Raw genomic sequence first — 19,260 nt, forward strand, 5'->3', positions numbered from 1 at the left:
AACCTAGATCCTCATTAGGTCAGATCATGTCCTAGTGGTACGGCATCCTCGAACTCATGACGACGGACACCCCGGCCCGGCTGCTCCAGCTCCTCTCCCTCCTCCAGACACCCCGTGAATGGCCCGGCGGCGAACTGGCCGACCGGCTGCGCGTCTCCCGCCGCACGGTCCGGCGGGACATCGACCGGCTGCGCGAACTCGGCTATCCCGTCCAGGCGACCAAGGGCTCGGACGGCGGATACCGGCTGGTCGCGGGCAAGGCGATGCCTCCCCTGGTGCTCGACGACGAGGAGGCGGTGGCGATCGCGGTCGGCCTGCGCGCGGGCGCCGGGCACGCGCTGGAGGGCGTGGACGAGGCGTCCGTGCGCGCGCTGGCCAAGCTGGAGCAGGTCCTGCCGGCCCGGCTGCGCCACCGCGTCTCCACCCTCCAGGCCGCGACGACCCCTCTGACCAGCGGCGACGGCGCGAGCATCGCCCCCGAGACCCTGACCGTCATCGCCTCGACGGTGGCCGGACAGGAGCGGCTCCGGTTCGGCTACCGCGCCAAGGACGGCATCGAGTCCCGCCGCCTCACCGAGCCGTACCGGCTGGTGTCGACCGGCCGCCGCTGGTACCTCGTGGCCTACGACCTCGATCGCGGCGACTGGCGCACGTTCCGCGTGGACCGCGTGAGCGACCCGTTCGCCACCGGCGCCCGCTTCACCCCGCGCGAGCTGCCCACCGGCAGCGCCGCCGAGTATCTGCGGCGGTCCATCCACCGGCGCCTGGACTCGAACGAGTACACGTACGACGTCACCTTCGCGGCACCGGCGGAGTGGGTCGCCGCCCGGCTCCCGGCGTGGCTGGGGCGCCCCGAGGACATCGGTGACGACGACGGAGGCGGAGGCGACAGCGGAGGCGACGGCGGCGGCTCCTGTCGGCTGCGCGCCTCGACCAGTGATCCCCTGGAGTGGGTGGCGATGCGACTGGCCCTGCTGGGCTGCGAGTTCACGGTCCGGGAGCCGGTGGCGCTGACGGAGTGCGTACGGGAGTTGGGCGGGAGGTTGGCTCGGGCGGGGGCGCCGGATCTCCAGGGCTAAGAGGCGTCTCTGCCAGCGTCTCTGTCAGCGCCGGTGTCCCCCTCGGCCCACGCGAACCCCCGCAGCGCCCGCAGGTTGCGCAGTGCCCGTTCCGCCGGGCCCTGCGCTCCGCTGGGCGGGAGATCGGTGGCGGCCCAGCTCTCCACGGCGACGCGGACGGCGGCGCTGACGACGGCCGCGGCAAAGAGCTGATGCGGCCCCACGGCCACACCCTCCTCACCCTCTTCGGCCTCTTCGGCTTCCTCAGCCTGCTCGACGTGTTCCGCCCTGCCCACCAACACCTCTGCCAGCGTGGCCTCCGAGGTGTGGCAGACCTCCGCCCACACCTTGCCGAGGGCGGGGCTGGTTCCGGCCAACCGGATCAAGGTGCGCACCCATTCCCAGGACGACGCCGACACCACCCGGCCGGGGACCAGGGTGTGCCGTACGGCATGCTCCAGGGCTTCCGGCACGGGGAGGCCCGGCGGGGCCTCGCGGACCGCTTCCGCCCAGCGGTCGGCGCCCGCCGCGTAGAGCGGGGCGACGGCCTCCTCCTTGGTCGCGAAGTACCGGTAGAAGGTGCGCGGGGCGATACCCGCGGCCTGCGCGATGTCCTCGGCCCGGGTGGCCCTGAGGCCGCGGTTGACGAACAGGCCGGCCGCTGCCCGGGCGATCTCCATCCGGGTGGCCGCTTTGCGCCGCTCGGTCAGCGAAGCCGAGGCGGGGGTGGAGCTGATCACCTCGGCAGGCTATGCCCATGTGGCACAATCTGCCATTCGGGCGGGCCACCCCGTGGTTCAGGTACGGGGTGCCCCGTCTTCTTCGGCGCGCCCGCGGGTTGCCCGCCTTCCCGCTCGCAATCCACTCGCAATCCGCTCGCCATCCACTCGCCGTCCATGAGAACGAGCCGGGCCCCGGCACCCAGGGGGAGGGGCGCCGAAGCCCGACTCGGGGAAAGTCCCGGCGCCGGGGGGGGATGTGCTCCGGGACGTGGCTCAAGTGGTTTCTCGTACGCGGTACTTGTACTTGGTCGAACCGTACTCACCGGGCCGGCTGCGGGGTCCGAACGCCCGAACTCCCGTGCCTTGAAGTCATGTTCCCCCCGTCCCGCCGCTTGAAGCGGCGTTGTATCGCCATGTTCGCGCGGGCTTTCGCCACCTGGCGCACGCGGGCGGGCACGGCCGGCCCGGGGCCGGCCGTACATCACCTCGCTCGCCCGCGACGGTGTTTCGCCCTCGCCTCGCCTACGCCGCCGCCTCGAAGCCGGTGTCCCGCGCGAGCTTCTTCAGCTCCAGCAGCGCGTGCTTCTCGATCTGCCGGATCCGCTCACGGGTCAGTCCGTGCTCCTTGCCGACCTCGGTGAGCGTGCGCTCGCGGCCGTCGTCGATGCCGTACCGCATCTTGATGATGGACGCGGTGCGGGGGTCGAGGCGCTCGATCAGGCCGTCGAGTTCCTCGCTGCGCAGCAGCGTGAGGACGGACTGCTCGGGCGAGACCGCGGACGTGTCCTCCAGCAGGTCGCCGAACTGCGTCTCGCCCTCGTCGTCGACCGACATGTTGAGCGAGACCGGGTCACGGGCCCAGTCGAGGACGTCGACGACGCGCTCGGGCGTGGAGCCCAGCTCGGTGGCGATCTCCGCGGGCTCCGGGTCGCGGCCGTGCTCGCGGTTGAACTCCCGCTGGACCCGGCGGATACGGCCCAGCTCCTCCACGAGGTGGACGGGCAGCCGGATGGTGCGCGACTGGTCCGCTATCGAGCGCGTGATCGCCTGGCGGATCCACCAGGTGGCGTACGTCGAGAACTTGAAGCCCTTGCGGTAGTCGAACTTCTCGACCGCGCGCACCAGGCCGGCGTTGCCCTCCTGGATCAGGTCCAGCAGGGGCAGACCGCTGCGGGGGTATCGGCGGGCGACCGCGACGACCAGACGGAGGTTGGAGCGGATGAAGACGTCCTTGGCGCGCTCACCGGCGGCCACCAGGGCCTCCAGCTCCTCACGGGTCGCGTCGGCCTTGGACTCCTCGAATCCGTCGAGAACCTGCCGCGCGAACACACCCGCCTCGATGATCTGGGACAGCTCGACCTCCTTGGCGGCGTCGAGCAGCGGTGTGCGCGCGATCTCGTCGAGATACATGCCGACCAGATCGCGGTCGGCGATTTCGCCGCCGTGGACGCGAACACTGCTTGCCGCGTCGGCCGTCTCGCCGGTGGCGGACTTACGACGGGCGACGGCACGGGTTGCCATGCGTGCTCCCTTGCGATGGTGGGGTCAGCGGGTGGTCCGTGGACACGGGGCACTCGCTCAGGCCGTCCCCGGACTCTCACCGGGACTCTGCTCGGGTGCCCTGCATCTGATGGAAACAACGACTGGAATCAGGACAGAATTCCCAACCCGCACCCCGATTTTCCTGATCATGCAGTACCCTGCCCGGCCACACGAGGAGGCACGATGTCGTCGGAACGTACAGAGGTGCAGGTCAGGCCGGGAGTCGAGGCGGACCTCGATGCCCTCACGTCCCTCTACAACCACTACGTACGTGAGACGCCCATCACATTCGATACCGCGGTTCTCACTCCGGAAGAGCGCCGCCCTTGGCTGCTCTCCCACCCTGAAGACGGCCCGTATCGCCTGTTGGTTGCCGTGTGCGCGGACTCACAGGAAATTCTGGGGTACGCCACATCCAGCCCTTACCGGCCGAAGGCCGCCTACTCGACGTCGGTGGAGGTGTCGGTGTACCTCCGCCCGGACGCGGGCGGCCGCGGCGTCGGCACGCTCCTCTACAAGGCGCTCTTCGCGGCGCTGGCCGGGGAGGACCTGCACCGGGCGTACGCGGGCGTGGCCCAGCCGAACGAAGCGTCCGTGCGGCTGCACGAACGCTTCGGTTTCCGGTACGTCGGCACGTACCGCGAGGTGGGCCGCAAGTTCGGCCGGTACTGGGACGTGGCCTGGTACGAGAAGGAGCTGTGAGGCACGGGGCCGGGTGAGGCCGCTCAGCCGAACTGCACCGACCGCTTCGCCAGCCCCATCCAGAACCCGTCGATCACCGACTTCTGCGTGTCCAGCTCGCCGGCGACCTCCGCCGCGCCCATGGTCACGAAGAGCGGCGCGAAGTGCTCGGTGCGCGGGTGGGCGTACCGGCCGGCCGGGGCCTTGTGCAGGAAGTCGAGCAGGGAGTCCCAGTCACGGTCCTCCATGGCCCGCCGTCCCCAGTCGTCGAACTCCGCCGACCAGCTCGGCACCCCGCTGTGCCGCAGCGCGGCGAGGTTGTGGGTGAAGAACCCGGAGCCGACGATCAGGACGCCCTCGTCGCGCAGGGGCGCCAGCTTGCGGCCGATGTCCATGAGCGCGACCGGGTCGAGGGTCGGCATCGAGATCTGGAGCACGGGGATGTCGGCGTCCGGGAACATCTCGACGAGCGGCACGTAGGCGCCGTGGTCCAGGCCGCGGTCGGGGATGTCCTGTACGGGAACCCCGGGGGCGCGCAGCAGCTTGCGGACGCTCTCGGCGAGCGCGGGCGCGCCGGGGGCGCCGTACGTCACCCGGTAGTAGTGCTCGGGGAAGCCCCAGAAGTCGTAGACCAGCGGGACGGGGTCGACCGCGCCGAGGGCGAGGGGGGCCTCCTCCCAGTGGGCGGAGACCATGAGGATCGCCTTGGGGCGGGGCAGTCCCGCGGACCAGGCGGCGAGTTCGCCGGGCCAGACCGGGTCGTCGGCGAGCGGCGGGGCGCCGTGGCTGAGATACAGGGCGGGCATCCGCTCCGCGGGCACCTGGGATACGGCGGACATGACGGCCACCCCTTTCCTGGGCTGTCGGCTTCCCGGCTGTCACCTGACAGCAAGTTGCTTGAAATCTAAAACGTAGACACGGGACAACGTACGCCCGATTGGTTTAAAGTTCAAGGAGGAGCCGTCGAGAGCGTGAAGTGGTGGAGTGAAGTGGTGGAGTACATGAAGAACGCATCCGCCGTCGAGCCCCAGTGGCTCACCGCCGGGGAACAGCTCGTCTGGCGGTCCTACCTCCATGCCACCACCCTCCTGGAGGACCACCTCGACCGCCAGCTCCAGCGTGACGCGGGCATGCCGCACATCTACTACGGCCTGCTGGTCAAGCTCGCCGAGTCCCCCGGGCGCCGGCTGCGGATGACCGAGCTGGCCATGGACGCGAAGATCACCCGGTCCCGTCTCTCGCACGCCGTCGCCCGCCTGGAGAAGAACGGCTGGGTGCGCCGCGAGGACTGCCCCTCCGACAAGCGCGGCCAGTTCGCCGTCCTGACCGACCAGGGTCTGGAGGTCCTCAGGCGGGCCGCGCCGGGCCATGTCGCCGTCGTCCGCGCCGCGCTCTTCGACCGGCTCACCCCCGAACAGCAGAAGTCCCTCGGCGAGATCATGGAGATCGTCGCCGAGGGACTTCAGCCCAACGAAGCGGGTGCGGACCTGCCCTGGCTCCGCTAGGTCCTCTCGGGCCTGGAGCAGGTCCTTCAGAGGATCAGTGGGCCATCACCGGCACCGCGCCCTCGGCCTCCTGGTCGCCCGAACCGGCCACCGCGCCCGCGCCCATGTCGGGCTTGCCGGCGTTGACGAGGGTGAAGGCGATCGCCGCGGCGGCCACCAGGATCCCGACGGCGAACCAGATCGCGCTGGTGTAGCCCTCGACCATGCCCTCCAACTGCACGAGCTTCTGCTGCGGCCCGGAGGTCGCGGAGGCCATGTGGTCCTTGATGTACGCCGTGGTCGCGGACGCGGCGATCGTGTTCAGCAGGGCGGTGCCGATCGCGCCGCCCACCTGCTGCGAGGTGTTGACCATCGCGGAGGCGACACCGGCGTCACGCGGCTCGATGCCGTACGTGGCCAGGGACATCGCCGGCATGAACGCCGTACCCATGCCGAGGCCGAGCAGCAGCATCGCCGGCAGCAGGACGGCCGCGTACGAGGAACCGATGTCCAGGCGGGTCAGGAACAGCATGCCGAGCGCGGCGACCAGGAAGCCCGGGCCCATCAGCAGCCGCGGCGCGACCCGGGTCATCAGCCGGGTGCCGATCTGGGTGGAGCCCGTGATCATGCCCGCGATCATCGGCAGGAAGGCGAAGCCGGTCTTGACCGGCGAGTAGCCCTTCACGATCTGGAGGTAGTAGGTGAGGAAGAGGAACAGGCCGAACATCGCGATGATCGCGAGGCCGAGGGAGAGGTAGACACCGCCGCGGTTGCGCTCGGTGATGACGCGCAGCGGCAGCAGCGGCGCCTTGACCTTGGACTCGACGACGACGAACGCGGCCAGCAGCACCGCCGAGGCGACGAACATGCCGACGGTCACGGAGTCGCTCCAGCCGTCCGACTCGGCGCGCGTGAAGCCGTAGACCAGCGAGACCAGGCCGAGCGTGGACAGGACGACACCCGGGATGTCGAGCGCGGAACGGTTGCGGCCGCCCTCCGGCTCACGGATGACGAAGTACGCGCCGGCCGCGGCGACGATCGCGAACGGGATGTTGACGAAGAACGTCCAGCGCCAGTCCAGGTACTCGGTGAGGAATCCGCCGAGGATCAGACCGACGGCACCGCCACCACCGGCGATCGCGCCGTAGATGCCGAACGCCTTGGCACGCTCCTTGGCGTCCGTGAACATCACGGCGAGCAGCGAGAGCGCGGCGGGCGCGAGCAGCGCGCCGAACGCGCCCTGGAGCGCGCGGGCGCCGAACATCATCGCCTCGTTGGTGGCCGCGCCACCGAGCGCGGAGGCCACGGCGAAGCCGCCGAGACCGGTGACGAAGGCGCGCTTACGGCCCCACAGGTCGGCGATCCGGCCGCCGAAGAGCAGCAGACCACCGAAGGCGAGGGCGTAGGCGGTGACGATCCACTGCCGGTTGCCGTCGGAGATGCCCAGGTCCTGCTGGGCGGAGGGCATCGCGATGTTCACGATGGTCGCGTCGAGGACGACCATGAGCTGGGCGATGGCGATGAAGGCCAGCGCTTTCCAGCGGTTGGGATCGGGGACGCCGGTCGCGCCGGGGGCCTTCTGGGCTGTTTGAGACATGGAGGTACCCACTTCGGGACTTCGTGACGGAAAAAAGGTGAGATAAGGGGCGGCGCGTCGGTAGGGACGGCCGTACGAATGACTAGATGGCTGGTTGGCTCACTGGGCCTGGCGCAGATCCTCCATGGTCACGGCCGTGCCCGGCAGGGCGGAGCGGGCGGGGGCCCGCAGCCCGTCCAGGAACAGCTGGAGATGCCGGTGGACGAACCGGTCGGCGCTCAGACAGGCGGTGCCCGCCGGGGGCCGGCTGAGCTGGGCCACCGCGATCATCAGGTCGCCGACACCGACGTCGGTCCGGAGCTGCCCGGCCTCCTTGGCGCGGTTCATGACCTGCTCGATGATCTGCTCAGCACGTTCGCGGGCGGCCTCCAGGTCGGGGTGGTGCTGGTCGAAGGTGCTGGCGACCATCGGGCACAGCGCGCTGATCCGCTCGTCGGCGGCGACGTGCACGAACCGTTCCAGCGCCCCGAACGCGTCGCCCGACTCGGCGAGCGCGAGCTGACCGGCCTGGACCGTACGGTCCAGCACCGAGCAGACGACCTCGCGAACCAGTGCGTCACGGTCGGGGAAGTTGCGGTACACCGTGGCGTTGCCGACGCCGGCCCGGCGGGCGATGTCGTCGAGCGGGACGTCCGGGCCCAGCTCTACGAACATCTCGCGGGCGGCGGTGACGATCCGCTCCCGATTGCGCAGAGCGTCGGCGCGGGGCCGGGGTGCCTTGCGCACGGCGGGTGTCGCGGTCGCGGTCTCCACGGCGTACTCCTCGGGTCTTGGAGGTTCTCGGAGGCTCTCGGATCGGATGGATCGGATGGATCGGATCCGGGGATCCACTCCCCGTTTCACTCGGACACAGGGCTAAACGGGGAGGGGGTCCCCGGTTATTTCCCGAACGGAGAACTTTTCCGATGTGACCTGGCTCACACCCATGAGGAGGGTCGTGCGGGTGGCCGAAAAATCCTCATACCTCCCGGTAACCCACGATCGGCCCTCCCGGCGCGCGCACCGCGACACGCCGACAGAGGGTGAATGCGAGGGTGCAGCCGGTGACGGTGGCTGCCTGGAGCGAAAGGCCCCTGCATGCAGCCGCAGCCCGAGACCGAGCGACCCTCCCCGGCCCGTGCCGGGGAACCGCTCCGCCGACGGATACGCCCGCGCCGCGCCGCCGCCCTCGCCTCCGTGACCGTCCTGACCCTCGCCGTCAGCACCTCCGCCGGCACCGGCCGGCTCACCCCGCCCGCCGGATCCACCCCGGCCGGCGCCGGCCCCGTCTCGCTGGCCCGCTCCTCCGCCCTCGCCCCCTGCATGATCACCGGCGACGCCGCCGTACAGATGTCGGAGGGCGTCCCCACACCCGGCGGCTACGCGCGCTCCACCGGCACCGTCCGCGCCCTCACCCTGATGATCGACTTCCCGGACGCCCCCGGCCGGGGCAGCGCCCGCTCCCGCTACGAGGAGTTCTTCCCGCAGACCCGAGAGTGGTTCCGCACCGCGTCCTACGGCCGCCTCGACTACCGCGCCGAGACCCCGATCAAGCGCTGGCTGCGGATGCCGAAGCCGTTCCGCGCGTACGGCATAGAGCGCGGCGCGCCCTTCGATCCCGGCTACCGCGAACTCGTCCAGGACATCGTGGCCGCCGCGGACCCGACGGTGGACTTCCGCGCGTACGACCTGCTGAACGTGCTGGTGACCCCGAACGCGGGCCCGTCGGCGCTGGACACGGTCCTGTCGGTGACGTTCGCCGGGAACCGCGAGGCCCCGGTCGCCGACGGTGTGCCGGTCGCCAACGCGTCCTTCGTCTACTCCCGCCAGGACGACGGCTCCGGCTCCTACGACCGCACCGGCTACCGCGTCCTCCCCCACGAGAACGGGCACGTCTTCGGCCTGCCCGACCTCTACACCCAGGAGGGCGGGGGCGCGGTCGGCCACTGGGACATCATGAGCGAGGACTGGGGCGCCAACAACGACCTCCTCGGCTGGCACAAGTGGAAGCTCGGCTGGCTGGACGCGACGCAGATCGCCTGCGCGGCCCAGCCCGGCACGACGACGGAGTACACCCTCACCCCGCTCTCCCGCACCGGCGGCCCCAAACTCGTCTTCGTCCCGACGGGCCCGCGCACCGGCTACGCCGTCGAACTGCGCACCCGCGGCGGCAACGACGAGACGGTGTGCCGCCCCGGCATCCTGATCTACAAGGTCGACGCGGACGTCGACACCGGCATGGGCCCGGTGACCGTCTACGACTCCCGCACCGACAGCGGCGGCTGCACCCGCAGCCCCAACGTCCACGCGGAACTCTCCGACGCCCCGTTCACCCCCGGCGAGTCCTTCCTCGACCGCAAACGCGACATCCGCATCACGGTGACGGGGGCGGACGTGAAGGGGGATTACCGGGTGCGGGTCAGCAGGGGCTGAGGCGACGGAGGGGACGATCAACCCACCGCACCCGCCGAACGGCACCCGCTACACTGTCGGCGGTGACGCAACCGTCACTGCCGCCTTCGTAGCTCAGGGGATAGAGCACCGCTCTCCTAAAGCGGGTGTCGCAGGTTCGAATCCTGCCGGGGGCACAGGTCAGGGGCCAGCTCAGGAGGACTTCCTCCGAGGCTGGCCCTTCGCGCTCCGCGGTTGGCTTGCGGCGCCGCTGTCCGACCCGTCCGCCAGACTCCACCCATGCTCATCGCGACAAACGGCCGGGGCCATGTGGTGAAACGCCCCTCGAAGCCGGCCATCGGAACCATGCTCGCCAACCTGCGACGCGGCAACGACCACATGGTGCTCGAACGCCAGGAGGAGAACCGCGAAGGGGACTGGTACATCCAGGTCCTCCTCCGCGACAACAACACCTACCAACTGGAGTACAGGGACGGCATTGCCGCCGAGCACTACCAGACACAGACCGTCTCACAGGAGAAGGTCCTGCACGCCCTCCTCAACTGGGCAGCCGACAAGCCGAACTGGCGCGACGGCTTCATGTGGAACAACATCGGCGCCATGTTCACACCGGAGGCCTGACGCCCGGTAAGTCACTTACGTGGCCGGGAGTTGATACGACAGGACGTAGGCATCGGCTGCCATGACGGTGTCGCAGACCTCGACGGCCCGTCCCTCGGCGTCGAAGGCGGTGCGGATCAGGTGGATGACGGGCACACCTGCCGCCAGGTGCAGCGTCTTCACTTCGGCGGGTGTGGGCATCCGGGCGCGGATCTCTTCCTCGAAGTGGTCGAGATGGTGGCCGAGTTCTTCGAGGCGGGCGTAGATGCCGCCGGGTCCGGGGTTGGGTTCCGCGATCTGCGTACCGCGCGCGATGTCGAGCGGGAGGTAGGAGGTCGCGAACTCGACGGGCCGCCCGTCGAGGAGATACCGGCGCCGACGTGCGAGCACCCGCCGGAGCGAGCCAAGTCGGGCGGAGACATCCGGGTCGGCCTTCTCCTCCTTCACCTCAAGGCTGTCGACCTGGGGATGACCACCGGCGGCGTCCGCTTCCACGAGGAACGCGGACTTCCCTTCCTCCCGGTGACGGCGGGCGAACCGGTCGGAGGCGAGGCGCCGCACCGGCGGCCGCGGCCGCACGAACACGCCCTTGCCGTGCTCGGCGTGCACCAGCCCCTCACCGATGAGAACGGAGAAGGAGTTGCGGACCGTCATACGGGACACCCCGTAGTGGTCCACCAACTCGGCCTCGGAAGGCAGCTTCTCGCCCTCCCGGAACCGCCCACGGTCGATGGCCTCGCGCAACTGGTCGGCGATCTGCCGGAAGACCGCACGATCACTCGTGGGGTCGAGATCACCGAGGAGACCGGAGGGAAGCGAAGGGCTCACGCATGTACTCCTTTAGATATCTAGACGAGTGGGCGAGTGCAGTTGCTACGGTGGTGAGCCTAGCCATCCGAGAGGGCCGAGGAACGTGAGCACACAACGCCCGCACTCCGTGAGCGTGGCCGGCGTCGTCGTCGACGACCAGGGCCGGGCCCTCCTCATCCAGCGCCGCGACAACGGCAAGTGGGAACCCCCGGGCGGCGTCCTCGAACGCGAGGAGACCATCCCCGAGGCCCTGCAACGCGAGGTCCTGGAAGAGACCGGCGTGAAGATCGCCCTTCCCGCGACCCTCACCGGCGTCTACAAGAACATGAGCGGCCTGATCGTCTCCCTGGTCTTCCGCTGTGAGGCCGCCGACGGCACCCCCACCACCGGCGACGAGACCCGCGCCCTGTGCTGGGCCACCCGCGAGGAAGTCGCCGAACTCGCCGACGAGGCATACGCGATCCGCGTCCTCGACGCACTGGACGCGGCGTCTCCGCCGGCCGTCCGCGCCCATGACGGCGTGAAACTCGTCTAGTCCGAACCCGCTGCACATGGCGGCCTATCAGCATGAAGGAACTTGTATGCACGAGTATACGAGTACGGTGCGAGTCTGGGGCCTTTCCTGCCCGGGCTTCCCGGAAGAGGTCAGCCGGGCCCGCCGCTGGACCCGCGACATCCTGCACGGCTCACCTCTAGCCGACGACGCCGAACTGATCGTGAGCGAACTGAGCGCAAACGCGATCCTCCACACGGCCAGCGGCAACGAGCGCGGCAGCTTCCACCTGGCCGTAGCCGTCTCGGCGCAGGTGGTCGCGGTATCGGTGACAGACGACGGAGGCACCGGCACGGCCCCCAAGGCCGAGCACCAGGACCACGACGCCGAAGGCGGCCGCGGACTCGGCATGGTCAGCACACTCGCCCACCGGCTCGTCGTCCACGACAGCGAGGCCGGCCACACGGTCACCGCGGAACTCTTCACGAACGGACACACATGTTGAGGGCGACGACCAGGCCCGGATTCTGGTGCGAGTGCTGGACCCGGAACCTGCACGATGAACAGCCGCCGACACTCATCGGCTCCTACGCCGCGCACACCGAGGCCGAGGCAAACAACTGGATCTCCACGATCCTGCGGACCATCTCACCGGCACTCGACACGGACGCGTCACAAGCAGCATAGGAACGGCTCCACGACCACCGCGTGAACACCCGACGAGCCCTGCTGCACCGTGTGCCCTGGACGGTGTCCGTCACCCACGCCAGCACGCTCATCACCTGGACCGTGGCCCCGGTGAACTACCTGCCACTCCCACACCACCAGAGCATCGAACTCCCCATGTGCGCACACACCTTCAAGCCCCTAACGCCCCGAACGGCCCAGACGACCGACTGCGTTGAAACTTTCTCTACAGGCATGAGCCTTTTTCAACCTCGGCGAGGCTGCTGACGGACTCGCCCCTGATCGAGCCGGGCGGAGGCCATGAGGAAGGATGTCTTCGTGCCCACCATGGTTGTTGAGATCCACGTGCCGTTGCTGCCGACGCCCGGCCTTCCGGACGGCTCCCACCCGTTTCCCTGGATCGAGGAGATCGAGGACTTCCTGTCCGATCTTGAAGACCAAGGCGACGTGGAAATCTTCAACGAGGGAGAGGAGGACGGAGACGTCTACGTCTTCTTCGTAACCGGAGCCGGTGAGGGGAACCTTCTGGCGGTGGCGTCCCGCGTGGCCAGGTTGCCTGGGGTTCCTGCGGGCGTTGTTGCGGTCGTCAGCAACGACGAGGCCGAGGAGTTCGGTCTGGGGCGACGGGTGACGCTTCCACTGCCTGCGTCCTGAGTACTGATGCAGAGACTCCTGGTAACGGTGGCGCCGGCTCGGAACGGATCGGCAGGCCCTGCTGGTCCTGGCCCACCTGCGATGCGGACACACCTGCGCCCAACTGGCCACGGGGTCGGCATCAGCTTTAGCACCATCTTGCGGTAAGTGAGGGAGGCCGTCGACCTACCGACCGACCGCATCGTTGCCGACCAAGCCCTTCTATGCCGGCAAGCACAAGAAACACAGCATGAACGTGTAAGTCCTGGCCGATCCGGCAGACAGACTGCTGTGGGCCTCACCCGCGCTCTCTCTGGACGTGTTGAGCCCGCAGCCGGAGATCACTCATGGCTAGGCAAACTCGGCGACGAAGTCTGCGCGGTATATGGCTCGGTAGTTGTCGAGCGCCCACTGAAGAATGGTGGACCCGCGGGGAAAGTGGGCCGCGAGCTGGTCCCAGCCGAGGAAGCGCACATGGTCGGGATCCAGAGCCGGTGATCGAGTCCCAGAAGGCATCCAAGTTCATGCCGTAGAAGCCAGGGAAGCCCAGGTCGCGCATCAGAAGCAGGTGCAGGGCGCGCTCGTCGGTCACCTCGCTGACGTCAATGGTGATCACGGCGACATGCTTGCACGTGGTTGTGCCGTTCCGAACATGCACGAGCACGGGCGGCGCAACCAACAGCCGCGTGCGGCACCAGTTCACGAGCCGTGGAACGGCCCAGTAGAACCTCGCCACGCACGGCATGCTTTAAGTATGGCGACTCGGAAGATCACCATCACTGTGCCTGAAGAGCTGGTGGAATCGATCAAGGAGCGCGTCGACCCGCGCGGGGTGTCCGGTTACATCGCCGCCGCTGCCGCGCATCAGGACGCCATGGACCGACTGCGCGAGTTGGCCGAACGCATCGAAGAAGAACACGGCGCCGTGACGAACGACGACCAGCAGGCAGCGCTGAACCGCATCGCAGCTATGGACAGTTGGCACGACAAGCAGCGGCCACATTCGGACGAGGCCGCGTGAGCCGTACCGGCCGGGCAAAGCTGCACCGTCCGCCACAGCGCGACTTCGCGTTCGGCTGCGAGGCTCTCTCCAAAGCGGTTCAGGGCGATCGGGAGATGACTGCACTGATCAAGGCCGCTCCACGGCTCGACATCCCGATCGTCACCTCGGCACTCACGACCCTTTAGGCATGGCATCCTCGCGAAACGTCGCGGCAGGCACTGTGGAACTGGACTCTGTCCCGGCTTCGCGTAGTACACACGGACGACCAGGTGATCGCCATGGCGCGCGACATACTGAAGGCAGCCGGCCTGCACGGGCACAAATACGCCATCGACGCCGTCCTGGCAGCCGTGGCCGGACGGGAAGCCGCGCAGGGAGCGCAGGCGACCGTCTTCACGTCGGACACCGGCGACATGAATCAACTCCTCGCGGGACACCCCGTGCTGGTCGAGAAGGTCTGACGGGTAGCAGCCCGCGCCACATCCGGGGCGCGGGCGCGGCTGGTCAGCTCCCTCGCCCGCCAGGTAGTCGTCCACGACAGCGAGGTCGGCCACGCGGTCACCGCGGAGCTCTTCTCCCGACGCGTACCCAGCGGTCAAGAGCGCGTGGACCGTCCGACGAGCGCCCTTCATCCCCTTCACGTATCGCCACGACGTCAAGCTCCCCGATTGCGAGCTGACCCGCTTTGAGCGGCTGGGCTGGTGGGGGCGCCCTCCCTACCAGCTTCGTTCCGGACCGTAAGCAACCCGTCCCTGGTCTCCGGGCCCCATCGGCGGATATTCGAGCTGTACGGGGCCCGGATACAGCGCCGCGCTCTTGTAGCCAGCCATGTCCTCGCCGATCAGGAACCGGTAGAACCACTCGGCGAAGGGCATCGGGTAGCCCGCCCAGTCACCGTCTCCGCAAGCCACGCAAATGCCGCCGGAGAACCCGTACGCCTGAGGCGCCAGGAAGACCACGTCACCTCGGTCCGTGGACGCCAACGGGATCAGACCGTCGCGGGGGCCGAAGGCGAGGTCCCGGACCCCGCAGATGACACGCGGGTCAGACAGGGAACCCTCCGCCCAGTCGTGTTGCCATCGGGTTCGCGACCATGCTTCCGAGGTGTCCCGGATCGTCTTGGCGAGATTCCACCACTCGGTGGCAGGGTGCGCCAGCGACAAGTGCACATTGACGGTGACGGGGGCGTAGCCGTCGACGATGGCCTTGTAGTCCGCGGGCAGGGCGAGACCCAGTTCAGCTTCCAAGGCGGCCCAGGCAGTGGGATCGGCGTATCGGTTCTCAGGCGGCCCCAGCATGTCCTTCACAGCCGTCAGATAGTCGGTCACGCTGCCTCATCGGAAGTCGGTCCACGCTCGCCGGAGACGCGGACCGCGCCCCCCGAGCCTGCAGGAATTCGATCACGAGCGAGGGCCGCCGCCAACCCTGTGAACCACCGAAGCTTGGCGAGGTCGGGTCGTGTCAGTTGCCGTCTCGTCCAATGCCGTTGGGCGCGGGGAGCTAGCTTGAGCCTCGTGGATGACGAAGGAATCACCCTCAGGCTCACGCACGATCAAGCGTTCGTACTGTCGGACTGGCTTCATCAAGTGATGTTCCAGTCCGACGACCTGGAGGGAATCGTGCGCGACCGAGCCGTATGGTCACCGATCCACGCGATCTCGGGAACGTTGGACACCACGCTCAGCGAGATCTTCATGGCCGACTACGCCGAGCGGCTCGACGCGGCCAAAGAGCGCCTCCGCGTCAGCATGTACGGCGAAGCCGAAGCGTCAGCAGACGCGGGCGGGAGCGCGGCGGAGCGGCGATCGCCGTGACAGCGGCCTACGGCACAGGTTTCCCGGGCGATCGCGAAGTCGGCCGCGCCGCTCGACGTCTGTCCCTACCCCGACCTCGTGGAGAGCTGACCGTACGATGCGGGCATGACCACTGGCCTCGTGTTCAGGAATCGCCCGGGCGGGCGGTTCCTGGTGCTGTTGGTCATGGTGGTGCTCTGTGGCTTGCTGGGCATGCATGGGCTTGCTCCCGGTGGGGTGCCGGAGGGGCACTCGATGGCGATGGCTCAGGCCGCCGTCGGGGAGCATGTGGACGCCGGTTGTTCGCACACCAGTGATCACCTCGATCACGCTGACGGCACCTGTGCGGCCGCCGGGATCGGCTCGTCGTACGCGCCGCCGGCATTGAGCGTGGCCGTTCTCGACGTGCCCGTTCCTTCTGCCTTGCCCGTCGACTTGCTTGCGTCGGCCGAGAGCGCACGGGCGCCGCCCGATCTGTCCGAACTGCAACTTCTGCGGATTTAGAGCTGCCCGCACGGCACCGGCTGGTACGTCGTGCCGTGCTCGCGCACGCCCTGAAATCCGCGAACCCCGCGTGGCCTGCCATGGCCGCGCGTGAAGGAGTTGCATCTTTCATGCACAGTAAGCGTTTCCTCGTTCGCCGCACCGTCGCGGTGGCTGCCGCCGGTGCTGCGGCGCTCGTTCTGGTCGCCTGTGGTGGTGACCGCGACCGCGACGGCGGGAAGGCCGCGTCGACGTCCGCCGCCCAGAGCACGTACGGCGCGGCCGACGTCGCGTTCGCCACGGGGATGATTCCTCACCACCGTCAGGCGGTGGAGATGGCCGGGCTCGCCGCCGGGCGGGCTCAGTCGCCCGAGGTGAAGAAGCTCGCCGCGGACATCGAGAAGGCCCAGGGGCCCGAGATCGAGACCCTGTCCGGCTGGCTCACCTCCTGGGGTGAGGAGGTTCCCGCCCCCGGCGCCATGGATCACTTCGCGCACGGCGACATGCAGGGCATGGAGGGCATGGAAGGCATGATGAGTGGCGAGGAGATGGGGCGGCTCCAGGACTCCTCCGGCTCGGCGTTCGACACCGCCTTCCTGCGCATGATGATCGAGCACCACAAGGGCGCCGTCGCCATGGCCGAGGTCGAGCAGGCGGACGGCGCGTACGCCCCCGCCAAGGCGATGGCCGGAGACATCATCACTTCGCAGACCGCGGAGATCACCCGGATGAGCGCCCTGCTCGGTCAGGACTGATCCCGGGCGCGGGGCGGGTGACGTCGCCGTCTGCCCGCCCCACGTCCTTCTCCGACCTGCCGACCTGCCCCAGTAAGCGCGTGCTGGTCTCTGTCATACTCGTGAAGCTTTCTTCACATTAGCTTCACGAGTATGAAGGTCCTAGAGATTCTCTGACCGTGCGTCAGGGGGAGGGTGTGCGGGCGGATATGAGAGTGCGTCGCTGGTGGGGGACGGGCGCGGTCGTTGCGGCGGGCGTGTGTGGGACGTTGGTGGCGCAGGGGGTTTTCGGGGGGTTTGGTGGTGGTGGGGGTGGTGATGGCAGGCCCGGGGCCGTCACGCACGAGGTGCGGTCCGCCGCGCTCAAGGTGAGCGGGGGCGGGGGCTCCGCCTCTTTGGAGCGGCGGGACACCGACGTGTTCAGCATGCTCGGCGTCACCTGGGAGAAGCCTTCCGCCAAGGTCGCCGGCACCGTCGAGGTGCGTACCCGGGCGGTTGGTTCCGGGCAGTGGTCGGACTGGCTGAGCCTCGACGGTGACACCGGTGCAGGTGAGAACAGTGCCGCACGGGGTGGGACCGAGCCCGCGTGGGTCGGGCCGTCCGACGGTGTCGAAGTGCGGGTGGGCGGTAAGTCGGGGGCGCGGCTGCCCGAGGGACTTCGCGTGGACATGATCGGCGGCTCCGACGAGAACTCCGGCCCCGGTGGCGGTCTCGAGCCCGCCGCGTTCGTCGCCGACGGCGACAGCAGTGACGAGCCCTCCGCCCCCGAGACCGAGTCCGAGTCCGAGAGTCCCTCCACGTCGGCCGCCCCGGACCTGACCGACGGCACCACCGTCGAGCCGTCCCCGTCGGAATCCGAATCGGAATCGGTGACGGGCGAGCCGTCCGGCTCCACGTCCCCGACCTCGTCCTCGTCCTCGTCCGAGAGCCCCGCCCCCAGCGAGTCCACCTCAGCGACCGTATCCCCGTCCCCGTCCCCGTCCACCCCCACCGCCCCGCCCTCCACCGTCCCCCAGCCCCCCATCACCCCCCGTTCCGGCTGGAACGCGGACGAGGGTCTCAGCCCGGAGGAGCCGAGCTACACGCCGGACGGGAGGATCAAGGCGGTCGTGCTGCACCACACCGCCCAGAGCAACGCGTACACCTGCGACGAAGCGCCCTCCATCATCAACTCCATCTACACGTACGACGTGAAGACGCTGGGCTGGAAGGACCTCGGCTACAACTTCGTCGTCGACAAGTGCGGCACGGTGTACGAGGGCCGCAAGGGTGGCGTCGATCTGCCGGTCGTGGGCGCGCACGCCTACGGGTTCAACTCGCAGACCACCGGCATCGCGGTCCTGGGCACGTACACCGACTCGGTGCCGTCGCAGGCCGCGATGACGTCCGTCGCCCGGCTCGCCGCGTGGAAGCTGGGCCAGTACGGCATCGCCCCCGACTCGACCGTCACGCTCACCACCGCGCTGGACGGCCAGAACCTCGCCGGCAAGTCCTGGGGTCCGGGCGAGGAGATGAGGCTTCCGGCGATCCACGGTCACCGTGACGGCTACAACACCCTGTGCCCCGGCGACGCCTACTACGCCGCGCTCGGCACGGTGCGCGAGCTGGCCGCCGGTCCGGTCACCGGGCTCACCCTCACCTCCGTCACCGGCACGACACCGATCGGCTCGACGCCGTACACCAGTGGCCCCGTCACGGTGAACTGGTCGGCGACGACCCCGTCCGCGCTGATCTCCGAGTTCCAGGTGCTGGTCGACGGGAAGACGGCGGCCACGGCCAAGGGCAGTGCGACCTCCGCCAAGGTCACGCTGGGCTCCGGCAAGCACCAGGTGCAGGTCAGGGCCGTGCACCAGTCCGGGAGGACGGCGACCAGTACGGCCGTCACCGTCGTCGCCGACACCACCGCGCCCACCTTCACCACCAAGCCGAACCTGGCCCTCCGCACCGGCACGGTGACCGCCACGGCCGTCCCGCTGACCCTGAACTGGAAGGCCGCCGACACCACCGCCCTCAAGGACGTGCGCCTCACCGCCCCGGCGGCCAAGACGTACGGCCCGACCGTCACCACCGCCCAGCACACCGCCAAGCCGGGCGCCGCGACCGTATGGTCCATGAAGGCGTACGACATGGTCGGCAACACCGCCACGGCCTCGGTCACCGGCACCCCGGTGATCCTCCAGGAGACCTCGGCCAAACGGACCGGCACCTGGACGTCCAAGTCCTCCACCAGCTACCTGGGCGGCAAGTCCCTCACCAGCAAGACCAAGAACGCCTCCCTGACCTGGACCTTCACCGGCCGTTCCGTCGCCTGGGTGGTCTCCCGGGCCTCCACCTCCGGCCAGGCGTACGTCTATGTCGACGGCAAGAAGGTGACGACCGTGGACCTGAAGTCGTCCACCACGTCCTACCGCAACGCGATCTGGACGAAGACCTGGTCCTCCGCCGCGAAGCACACGGTCAGGATCGTGGTGGTGGGGACGTCCAAGCGGCCCACGATCACCACCGACGGCCTCGTGTACCTGAAGTAGGGAGCACCTGGGACCCTCCCA

General features: G+C 69.1%; 23 protein-coding genes, 1 tRNA gene and 1 pseudogene. 17 read left to right on the forward strand and 8 right to left on the reverse strand.

Translation table 11 applies throughout. The annotated features are described in order from the left end of the window. Positions 1-56 precede the first annotated feature (56 nt). A complete protein-coding gene (locus AFM16_RS16860; RefSeq protein ID WP_078633803.1) occupies positions 57-1,079 on the forward strand; it encodes a helix-turn-helix transcriptional regulator in 1,023 nt (340 codons plus the stop codon). Here AFM16_RS16860 and AFM16_RS16865 read toward each other — a convergent pair. Together AFM16_RS16865 and AFM16_RS16870 are read right to left on the reverse strand one after the other, a co-directional pair. After that, on the reverse strand, positions 1,076-1,738 hold the full coding sequence (locus tag AFM16_RS16865) for a TetR family transcriptional regulator (RefSeq protein ID WP_078636980.1): 663 nt from the start codon (positions 1,736-1,738) through the stop codon (positions 1,076-1,078). The genes AFM16_RS16860 and AFM16_RS16865 overlap by 4 nt on opposite strands. Before the next feature lie 564 nt (positions 1,739-2,302). Next, the gene (locus AFM16_RS16870; RefSeq protein ID WP_030792299.1) at positions 2,303-3,301 is read right to left on the reverse strand and encodes a sigma-70 family RNA polymerase sigma factor; all 999 of its coding nucleotides are present in this window, start codon (positions 3,299-3,301) and stop codon (positions 2,303-2,305) included. Between the two features lie 204 nt (positions 3,302-3,505). Between AFM16_RS16870 and AFM16_RS16875 the strand changes: the two genes are divergently transcribed. Continuing rightward, positions 3,506-4,024, forward strand: a complete 519-nt coding sequence (locus AFM16_RS16875) for a GNAT family N-acetyltransferase (RefSeq protein ID WP_030792297.1) — start codon at positions 3,506-3,508, stop codon at positions 4,022-4,024. Between the two features lie 23 nt (positions 4,025-4,047). On the opposite strand, the gene AFM16_RS16880 is transcribed toward AFM16_RS16875, so the two are convergent. Continuing rightward, positions 4,048-4,842 (reverse strand): dioxygenase family protein, encoded by a 795-nt coding sequence (locus AFM16_RS16880; protein WP_078636981.1) that lies wholly within the window; start codon positions 4,840-4,842, stop codon positions 4,048-4,050. 162 nt (positions 4,843-5,004) lie between these two features. Here AFM16_RS16880 and AFM16_RS16885 point away from each other — a divergent pair, with 162 nt between their 5' ends. Then, complete coding sequence (locus AFM16_RS16885; RefSeq protein WP_030792295.1) at positions 5,005-5,508, forward strand: MarR family winged helix-turn-helix transcriptional regulator; 504 nt, start codon at positions 5,005-5,007, stop codon at positions 5,506-5,508. Positions 5,509-5,542: 34 nt separating this feature from the next. On the opposite strand, the gene AFM16_RS16890 is transcribed toward AFM16_RS16885, so the two are convergent. Both AFM16_RS16890 and AFM16_RS16895 read right to left on the reverse strand, forming a co-directional pair. After that, positions 5,543-7,084, reverse strand: coding sequence for an MFS transporter (locus tag AFM16_RS16890; RefSeq protein WP_078633804.1), 1,542 nt, complete (start codon positions 7,082-7,084; stop codon positions 5,543-5,545). Between the two features lie 99 nt (positions 7,085-7,183). After that, positions 7,184-7,837, reverse strand: a complete 654-nt coding sequence (locus tag AFM16_RS16895) for a TetR/AcrR family transcriptional regulator (protein WP_030792291.1) — start codon at positions 7,835-7,837, stop codon at positions 7,184-7,186. Positions 7,838-8,161: 324 nt separating this feature from the next. Here AFM16_RS16895 and AFM16_RS16900 point away from each other — a divergent pair, with 324 nt between their 5' ends. The 3 genes from AFM16_RS16900 to AFM16_RS16910 all read left to right on the forward strand — a co-directional run bounded on the left by AFM16_RS16900 (position 8,162) and on the right by AFM16_RS16910 (position 10,096). Then, positions 8,162-9,496, forward strand: coding sequence for a M6 family metalloprotease domain-containing protein (locus AFM16_RS16900; protein WP_078633805.1), 1,335 nt, complete (start codon positions 8,162-8,164; stop codon positions 9,494-9,496). A gap of 82 nt (positions 9,497-9,578) precedes the next feature. Then, positions 9,579-9,651, forward strand: a tRNA-Arg gene (locus tag AFM16_RS16905). Positions 9,652-9,754: 103 nt separating this feature from the next. After that, positions 9,755-10,096 carry a hypothetical protein gene (locus AFM16_RS16910; RefSeq protein ID WP_245177711.1) on the forward strand — a complete coding sequence of 114 codons (342 nt, stop codon included), beginning with the start codon at positions 9,755-9,757 and terminating at the stop codon, positions 10,094-10,096. Between the two features lie 15 nt (positions 10,097-10,111). Here AFM16_RS16910 and AFM16_RS16915 read toward each other — a convergent pair whose 3' ends face one another. Next, the gene (locus AFM16_RS16915; protein WP_078633806.1) at positions 10,112-10,903 is read right to left on the reverse strand and encodes a GntR family transcriptional regulator; all 792 of its coding nucleotides are present in this window, start codon (positions 10,901-10,903) and stop codon (positions 10,112-10,114) included. Between the two features lie 109 nt (positions 10,904-11,012). Here AFM16_RS16915 and AFM16_RS16920 point away from each other — a divergent pair, with 109 nt between their 5' ends. The 4 genes and pseudogenes from AFM16_RS16920 to AFM16_RS40050 all read left to right on the forward strand — a co-directional run. Then, on the forward strand, positions 11,013-11,420 hold the full coding sequence (locus AFM16_RS16920) for an NUDIX hydrolase (protein ID WP_078633807.1): 408 nt from the start codon (positions 11,013-11,015) through the stop codon (positions 11,418-11,420). A 46-nt stretch (positions 11,421-11,466) separates the two neighbouring features. Next, a complete protein-coding gene (locus AFM16_RS16925) occupies positions 11,467-11,883 on the forward strand; it encodes an ATP-binding protein (RefSeq protein ID WP_078633808.1) in 417 nt (138 codons plus the stop codon). 482 nt (positions 11,884-12,365) lie between these two features. Beyond that, complete coding sequence (locus AFM16_RS16935; protein ID WP_245177712.1) at positions 12,366-12,719, forward strand: hypothetical protein; 354 nt, start codon at positions 12,366-12,368, stop codon at positions 12,717-12,719. Positions 12,720-12,744: 25 nt separating this feature from the next. Beyond that, positions 12,745-13,050: pseudogene (locus AFM16_RS40050) on the forward strand (IS5/IS1182 family transposase); the annotation flags it as partial. On the opposite strand, the gene AFM16_RS40480 reads toward AFM16_RS40050, so the two are convergent. Then, the gene (locus AFM16_RS40480; protein WP_306293474.1) at positions 12,997-13,443 is read right to left on the reverse strand and encodes a barstar family protein; all 447 of its coding nucleotides are present in this window, start codon (positions 13,441-13,443) and stop codon (positions 12,997-12,999) included. The pseudogene AFM16_RS40050 and the gene AFM16_RS40480 sit on opposite strands and share 54 nt — an antisense overlap. A 9-nt stretch (positions 13,444-13,452) precedes the next feature. Here AFM16_RS40480 and AFM16_RS16945 point away from each other — a divergent pair, with 9 nt between their 5' ends. The 3 genes from AFM16_RS16945 to AFM16_RS40060 all read left to right on the forward strand — a co-directional run bounded on the left by AFM16_RS16945 (position 13,453) and on the right by AFM16_RS40060 (position 14,162). Beyond that, positions 13,453-13,719 carry a hypothetical protein gene (locus AFM16_RS16945; RefSeq protein WP_078633809.1) on the forward strand — a complete coding sequence of 89 codons (267 nt, stop codon included), beginning with the start codon at positions 13,453-13,455 and terminating at the stop codon, positions 13,717-13,719. Beyond that, positions 13,716-13,886, forward strand: coding sequence for a hypothetical protein (locus tag AFM16_RS40055; protein WP_245177713.1), 171 nt, complete (start codon positions 13,716-13,718; stop codon positions 13,884-13,886). Before AFM16_RS16945 ends, AFM16_RS40055 begins: the two co-directional genes overlap by 4 nt. A gap of 93 nt (positions 13,887-13,979) precedes the next feature. After that, positions 13,980-14,162: a hypothetical protein gene (locus AFM16_RS40060; protein WP_245177714.1), complete on the forward strand. Its 183-nt coding sequence runs from the start codon at positions 13,980-13,982 to the stop codon at positions 14,160-14,162. A 255-nt stretch (positions 14,163-14,417) separates the two neighbouring features. Here AFM16_RS40060 and AFM16_RS16955 read toward each other — a convergent pair whose 3' ends face one another. Beyond that, positions 14,418-15,029: an SMI1/KNR4 family protein gene (locus AFM16_RS16955; protein ID WP_030784884.1), complete on the reverse strand. Its 612-nt coding sequence runs from the start codon at positions 15,027-15,029 to the stop codon at positions 14,418-14,420. Between the two features lie 186 nt (positions 15,030-15,215). Here AFM16_RS16955 and AFM16_RS16960 point away from each other — a divergent pair, with 186 nt between their 5' ends. The 4 genes from AFM16_RS16960 (at position 15,216) to AFM16_RS16975 (ending at position 19,239) form a co-directional block, all read left to right on the forward strand. Beyond that, positions 15,216-15,515 carry a hypothetical protein gene (locus AFM16_RS16960; RefSeq protein ID WP_078633810.1) on the forward strand — a complete coding sequence of 100 codons (300 nt, stop codon included), beginning with the start codon at positions 15,216-15,218 and terminating at the stop codon, positions 15,513-15,515. Between the two features lie 105 nt (positions 15,516-15,620). After that, the gene (locus AFM16_RS16965; RefSeq protein ID WP_078633811.1) at positions 15,621-15,998 is read left to right on the forward strand and encodes a DUF6153 family protein; all 378 of its coding nucleotides are present in this window, start codon (positions 15,621-15,623) and stop codon (positions 15,996-15,998) included. Between the two features lie 110 nt (positions 15,999-16,108). Beyond that, positions 16,109-16,732, forward strand: coding sequence for a DUF305 domain-containing protein (locus tag AFM16_RS16970; RefSeq protein ID WP_078633812.1), 624 nt, complete (start codon positions 16,109-16,111; stop codon positions 16,730-16,732). A gap of 188 nt (positions 16,733-16,920) precedes the next feature. Then, positions 16,921-19,239, forward strand: a complete 2,319-nt coding sequence (locus AFM16_RS16975; protein ID WP_078633813.1) for a peptidoglycan recognition protein family protein — start codon at positions 16,921-16,923, stop codon at positions 19,237-19,239. The last annotated feature ends 21 nt before the right edge of the window (positions 19,240-19,260 follow it).

It is taken from the genome of Streptomyces antibioticus, from assembly GCF_002019855.1.
In the GTDB taxonomy this organism is placed as follows: Bacteria; Actinomycetota; Actinomycetes; order Streptomycetales; family Streptomycetaceae; genus Streptomyces; species Streptomyces antibioticus_B.

What these genes read in the sequence shown, in the direction of transcription:
- AFM16_RS16860 (WP_078633803.1), top strand. Translation starts at nt 57, where the DNA reads ATGACGACGGACACCCCGGCCCGGCTGCTCCAGCTCCTCTCCCTCCTC.
- AFM16_RS16865 (WP_078636980.1), bottom strand. Translation starts at nt 1,738, where the DNA reads ATGGAGATCGCCCGGGCAGCGGCCGGCCTGTTCGTCAACCGCGGCCTC.
- AFM16_RS16870 (WP_030792299.1), bottom strand. Translation starts at nt 3,301, where the DNA reads ATGGCAACCCGTGCCGTCGCCCGTCGTAAGTCCGCCACCGGCGAGACG.
- AFM16_RS16875 (WP_030792297.1), top strand. Translation starts at nt 3,506, where the DNA reads ATGTCGTCGGAACGTACAGAGGTGCAGGTCAGGCCGGGAGTCGAGGCG.
- AFM16_RS16880 (WP_078636981.1), bottom strand. Translation starts at nt 4,842, where the DNA reads ATGTCCGCCGTATCCCAGGTGCCCGCGGAGCGGATGCCCGCCCTGTAT.
- AFM16_RS16885 (WP_030792295.1), top strand. Translation starts at nt 5,005, where the DNA reads ATGAAGAACGCATCCGCCGTCGAGCCCCAGTGGCTCACCGCCGGGGAA.
- AFM16_RS16890 (WP_078633804.1), bottom strand. Translation starts at nt 7,084, where the DNA reads ATGTCTCAAACAGCCCAGAAGGCCCCCGGCGCGACCGGCGTCCCCGAT.
- AFM16_RS16900 (WP_078633805.1), top strand. Translation starts at nt 8,162, where the DNA reads ATGCAGCCGCAGCCCGAGACCGAGCGACCCTCCCCGGCCCGTGCCGGG.
- AFM16_RS16910 (WP_245177711.1), top strand. Translation starts at nt 9,755, where the DNA reads ATGCTCATCGCGACAAACGGCCGGGGCCATGTGGTGAAACGCCCCTCG.
- AFM16_RS16925 (WP_078633808.1), top strand. Translation starts at nt 11,467, where the DNA reads ATGCACGAGTATACGAGTACGGTGCGAGTCTGGGGCCTTTCCTGCCCG.
- AFM16_RS16935 (WP_245177712.1), top strand. Translation starts at nt 12,366, where the DNA reads ATGAGGAAGGATGTCTTCGTGCCCACCATGGTTGTTGAGATCCACGTG.
- AFM16_RS40480 (WP_306293474.1), bottom strand. Translation starts at nt 13,443, where the DNA reads ATGCCGTGCGTGGCGAGGTTCTACTGGGCCGTTCCACGGCTCGTGAAC.
- AFM16_RS16945 (WP_078633809.1), top strand. Translation starts at nt 13,453, where the DNA reads ATGGCGACTCGGAAGATCACCATCACTGTGCCTGAAGAGCTGGTGGAA.
- AFM16_RS40060 (WP_245177714.1), top strand. Translation starts at nt 13,980, where the DNA reads ATGGCGCGCGACATACTGAAGGCAGCCGGCCTGCACGGGCACAAATAC.
- AFM16_RS16965 (WP_078633811.1), top strand. Translation starts at nt 15,621, where the DNA reads ATGACCACTGGCCTCGTGTTCAGGAATCGCCCGGGCGGGCGGTTCCTG.
- AFM16_RS16970 (WP_078633812.1), top strand. Translation starts at nt 16,109, where the DNA reads ATGCACAGTAAGCGTTTCCTCGTTCGCCGCACCGTCGCGGTGGCTGCC.
- AFM16_RS16975 (WP_078633813.1), top strand. Translation starts at nt 16,921, where the DNA reads ATGAGAGTGCGTCGCTGGTGGGGGACGGGCGCGGTCGTTGCGGCGGGC.